The following is a 3,750-nucleotide window of genomic DNA, read 5'->3' as shown; positions in this document are numbered from 1 at the left end:
CCTCCCCACCGCTTGGCCTGCGCGTCGTCGTCGGCCTTGGCCTCGACCCAGCCCTCAACCACGCCGTCGACGCGGGTCGCGCGCTTCCAGAACGGCGCGCGGGTCTTGAGGAAATCCATCAGCATTTCCGCCGCGGCGAACGCTTCGCCGCGATGGCCCGCCGCGACGCCGACATAGACGATCTGGTCGCCCGGCTTGAGCCTGCCGAAGCGGTGGACGACGGTGACGCCCATCAGCGGCCAGCGCGCCTCCGCCTCGGCGACGACGCGCGCGATCTCAGCCTCGGCCATGCCGGGATAATGCTCGAGCTCGAGCGCCGCGAGGCGTCCGCCCTCGTCGCGACACAGGCCGACGAAGCACGCCAGCGCGCCGACGTCGCGCCGCCCGGCGGTCAGCGCGCGGCCTTCCGCCGCAGCGTCGAAATCCTCGGCCTGAACGCGCACGGCGCCCATGCTCAGCCGCCAGTCATCGGCGGGAAGAAGGCGATTTCCTTCGCCCCGGCGATCCGCGCGTCGCGCGCGACATGAGCGCGGTCGATCGCGACGCGGATCACTTGCGGCTTGTCGAAGGCGTAGGCGTAATTCTCGCCGCGCCCGGCGAGCCAGGCGACAAGCTCGCCGACCGTCGCCACCTCGGCCGGCGGCGCGATCTCTTCCTCGTTCTTGCCGATGCGTTCGCGCACCCAGGCGAAATAGACGGCTTTCATCGCGCCTTACGCGTCCCCGACGTGGTCGTAGCTCGCCCTCATATAATCCCAACCGGTGTAGAACGTCAGGATGGCGGCGACCCAAAGCAGGCCGACGCCGATCTCCGTCGCATAGGGGAGGACGGCGTCGCCGGCCGGCCCGGCGATGAGGAAGCCGAGCGCCACCATCTGCACGCCGGTCTTCCACTTGGCGACCGCGGTCACCGGCACCGGCACCCTGAGTTCGGCGAGATATTCGCGTAAGCCCGAGACGAGGATCTCGCGGCAAAGAATGACGATCGCCGCCCACAACGACGGGCCGGCGATGGTGCGGTCGGCGGCAAGCGCCAGCAACACCGCGGCGACCAGCAGCTTGTCGGCGATCGGGTCGAGCATGCGGCCGAGCGAGGACTGCTGCGACCAGGCGCGCGCGAGATAGCCGTCGAAGAAGTCGGTGATCGCCGCCGCGGCGAAGATCGCCAGCGCGCTCCAGCGCGCCCAGGGGTCGGCCGGCCAGAACAGGAAAGCGACGACCAGCGGCACGGCGACGACGCGGCCGTAGGTCAGCAGGTTGGGCAGGTTCCAGTTGCGATTTGCGGCGCGGGCGGGAGAATTGGCCATCGGCTCGCCAGCAGACAGCGAAGCCCGGCCCGCGTCAATAGATCGCGGCGGCCGCGGGGACGCGAATATCTGGGGATGAGCGGCGGCGCGACGACAAGCCGCCACTCGCTTTGGGCTAAGTTCCCGTGCGGTTCGTCGAAGTCCGGAGCGTCGTCATGTCCACCGTCAATGTCGTCGATCACCCGCTGGTGCAGCACAAGCTGACCCTGATGCGCGACAAGACGGTCTCGACCAAGGGCTTCCGCCAGCTGATGAACGAGATCGGCATGCTGCTGTGCTACGAAGTGACGCGCAGCCTGCCGCTCGAGCTGGTCGAAGTCGAGACGCCGCTGGCCAAGACCTTAAAGCCGACGATCGCCGGCAAGAAGCTCGTCTTCGCGCCGATCCTGCGCGCCGGCATGGGCTTCCTCGACGGCATGCTCAATCTCGTGCCGAGCGCCCGCGTCGCCCATATCGGCCTCTACCGCGACCCCAAGACGCTGGAGGCGGTGGAATATTACTTCAAGGCGCCCGCCGACATCGCCGACCGGCTGGTGATCGTCATGGACCCGATGCTGGCGACCGCCAATTCGGCGGTGGCGGCGATCTCTCGGCTGAAAGAGCGCGGCGTCAAGGACTTGCGCTTCGTCTGCCTGCTCGCTGCGCCCGAAGGCATCAAACACCTGACCGCGGCCCACCCCGACGTCGAAATCTGGACGGCGGCGATCGACGAGCGGCTCAACGACCACGGCTACATCGTCCCCGGCCTCGGCGACGCCGGCGACAGGATGTTCGGGACGAAGTGAGGGGGCGACCTGGCGCTCGTAGAGCGCCCTTGTTGACGCGCTCGTCGAGCGCGTCGGACGTTTAGCGTCTCGCTTGCTGCTGGCTCGCAGCGGCGGAAAGAGCCGCGCTCGGCGACGGAAGGGAGTCGCAGATCTTGGATCTCGATCTTCGAGATCCGAAATGCCTGATCCGTGCTCGCCGTCAAGGACAAGCCCGCTTTCGCGGGTCGCGCGCTCACGCGCGAGCCTTGACCGTTGCGCGCGGCTCAGGCTCTTGGCTTCCATGGTTTCTGCTGAGTGAAGCGGCCCAGCGGGCCGGCTTCGCTCAGCAGAAACCATGGATGCACAGCGCCACATCGGAACGGCGCAGTCACCGCGAAGCGGGCGGAGCGCAGCAGAGCAGCCGCGAAGCGGCTTGACGGCGGCGGGCTGATGTGGCCACCGGCCATCAAAGATGTGTGTGCGCCCTCGGTCGGCGACCGCGGCTACAAGTGCGCGCCGCTCTCTACTCGGCCTGCTGCTGCGTCGCGACGCGGAACGGGTGGGCGGGATAGACGCCGAGCAGGCGAACCTCGCGCGAGAAGAAGTCGAGCTCCTCCAGCGCGCGCTTGAGCGGCGGATCTTCCGGGTGGCCGTCGACGTCGGCGAGGAACTGCGTCGCGGTGAATTCGCCGTCGATCATGTAGCTTTCGAGCTTGGTCATGTTGACGCCGTTGGTGGCGAAGCCGCCGAGCGCCTTGTAGAGCGCCGCCGGAACGTTGCGCACGCGAAAGACAAAAGTCGTCACCACCGGCCCATTGTGCGGGGCAGCCCAATGGGGCGTCTTCGACAGCACGACGAAGCGCGTCGTGTTGTGGGCCTCGTCCTCGACGTCGGCGGCGAGCGTCGTCAGGCCGTAGATTTCGCCAGCGAGCTTGGTGGCGAGCGAAGCGCGGGTGGCGTCGCGCGCTTCCGCCACTTCGCGCGCCGAGCCGGCGGTGTCGCTCGAAACGACCGGGGTCAGGCCGAGTCTGCGGATGATCTTGCGGCACTGGCCGAGCGCATGGACGTGGCTGTGGACGGTGCGCAGGCTTTCGAGCGTCGCGCCCGGCGCGGCGAGCAACTGGAACCGGATCGGCAGGAAGGTCTCGGCGACGATGTGCAGGCCGGAGGCCGGCAGCAGCGCATGGATGTCGGCGACCCGGCCGGCGATCGAGTTCTCGATCGGGATCATCGCCAGATCGGCGTCGCCATCCTGGAGCGCCACGAACGCATCCTCGAACGTCGCGCAGGCGAGCGGCTGATGATCGGGATAGTCGTCGAGACAGGCGATGTGCGAATTCGCGCCCGGTTCGCCCTGATAGGCGATGGTTTTGGCGGTCATGTCGTTCCTTTCGGCGCCAGCATTTCGCGGGCGCGACGCAAGTCTTCGGGCGTGTCGACGCCGAGCGGGGCGACGTCGACCAGCGCGACATCAATGCGCATGCCCGCCTCGAGCGCCCGCAATTGTTCGAGCCGCTCCCGCCGCTCGAGCGGCGAGGGCGGCAGGGCGACGAAGCGCGCGAGCGCGGCGCGGCGATAGGCGTAGAGACCGATATGGTGCAGCAGCGGCCCTTCGCCCCACGGCGCGCGGGCGCGGGTGAAATAGAGCGCGCGCAGCCGGCCGGGCGCCGCTTCGCTTCCCACGACCTTGACGACGTT

6 protein-coding genes are annotated in these 3,750 nt (G+C 68.5%); 1 reads left to right on the top strand and 5 read right to left on the bottom strand.

Features of this window, described 5'->3' with window-relative positions; all coding sequences use genetic code 11:
- The 3 genes from ABSF49_RS20985 to pgsA all read right to left on the bottom strand — a co-directional run.
- The coding region (locus tag ABSF49_RS20985; protein ID WP_424114577.1) for a molybdenum cofactor biosynthesis protein MoaE at window positions 1-452 on the bottom strand (452 nt) is incomplete at its 3' end.
- Window positions 453-454: 2 nt separating this feature from the next.
- Entirely contained in the window at window positions 455-706 is a 252-nt protein-coding gene (gene moaD / locus ABSF49_RS20980) for a molybdopterin converting factor subunit 1 (protein WP_424114576.1), read from the bottom strand.
- A gap of 6 nt (window positions 707-712) precedes the next feature.
- On the bottom strand, window positions 713-1,306 hold the full coding sequence (gene pgsA / locus ABSF49_RS20975; RefSeq protein ID WP_424114575.1) for a CDP-diacylglycerol--glycerol-3-phosphate 3-phosphatidyltransferase: 594 nt from the start codon (window positions 1,304-1,306) through the stop codon (window positions 713-715).
- A 155-nt stretch (window positions 1,307-1,461) separates the two neighbouring features.
- Here pgsA and upp point away from each other — a divergent pair, with 155 nt between their 5' ends.
- On the top strand, window positions 1,462-2,091 hold the full coding sequence (gene upp / locus ABSF49_RS20970) for a uracil phosphoribosyltransferase (protein ID WP_424114574.1): 630 nt from the start codon (window positions 1,462-1,464) through the stop codon (window positions 2,089-2,091).
- A gap of 484 nt (window positions 2,092-2,575) precedes the next feature.
- Here the strand turns inward: upp and ABSF49_RS20965 are convergent, their stop codons facing one another.
- A complete protein-coding gene (locus ABSF49_RS20965; protein ID WP_424114573.1) occupies window positions 2,576-3,433 on the bottom strand; it encodes a prephenate dehydratase in 858 nt (285 codons plus the stop codon).
- Window positions 3,430-3,750: cytidylyltransferase domain-containing protein (locus ABSF49_RS20960; RefSeq protein WP_424114572.1), on the bottom strand; the 321-nt coding region annotated here is incomplete at its 5' end. The genes ABSF49_RS20960 and ABSF49_RS20965, both read right to left, overlap by 4 nt.

It is taken from the genome of Roseiarcus sp., assembly GCF_049514155.1.
Classification (GTDB): Bacteria; Pseudomonadota; Alphaproteobacteria; order Rhizobiales; family Beijerinckiaceae; genus Roseiarcus.
This window is presented reverse-complemented; position numbering and strand designations above follow the sequence as displayed.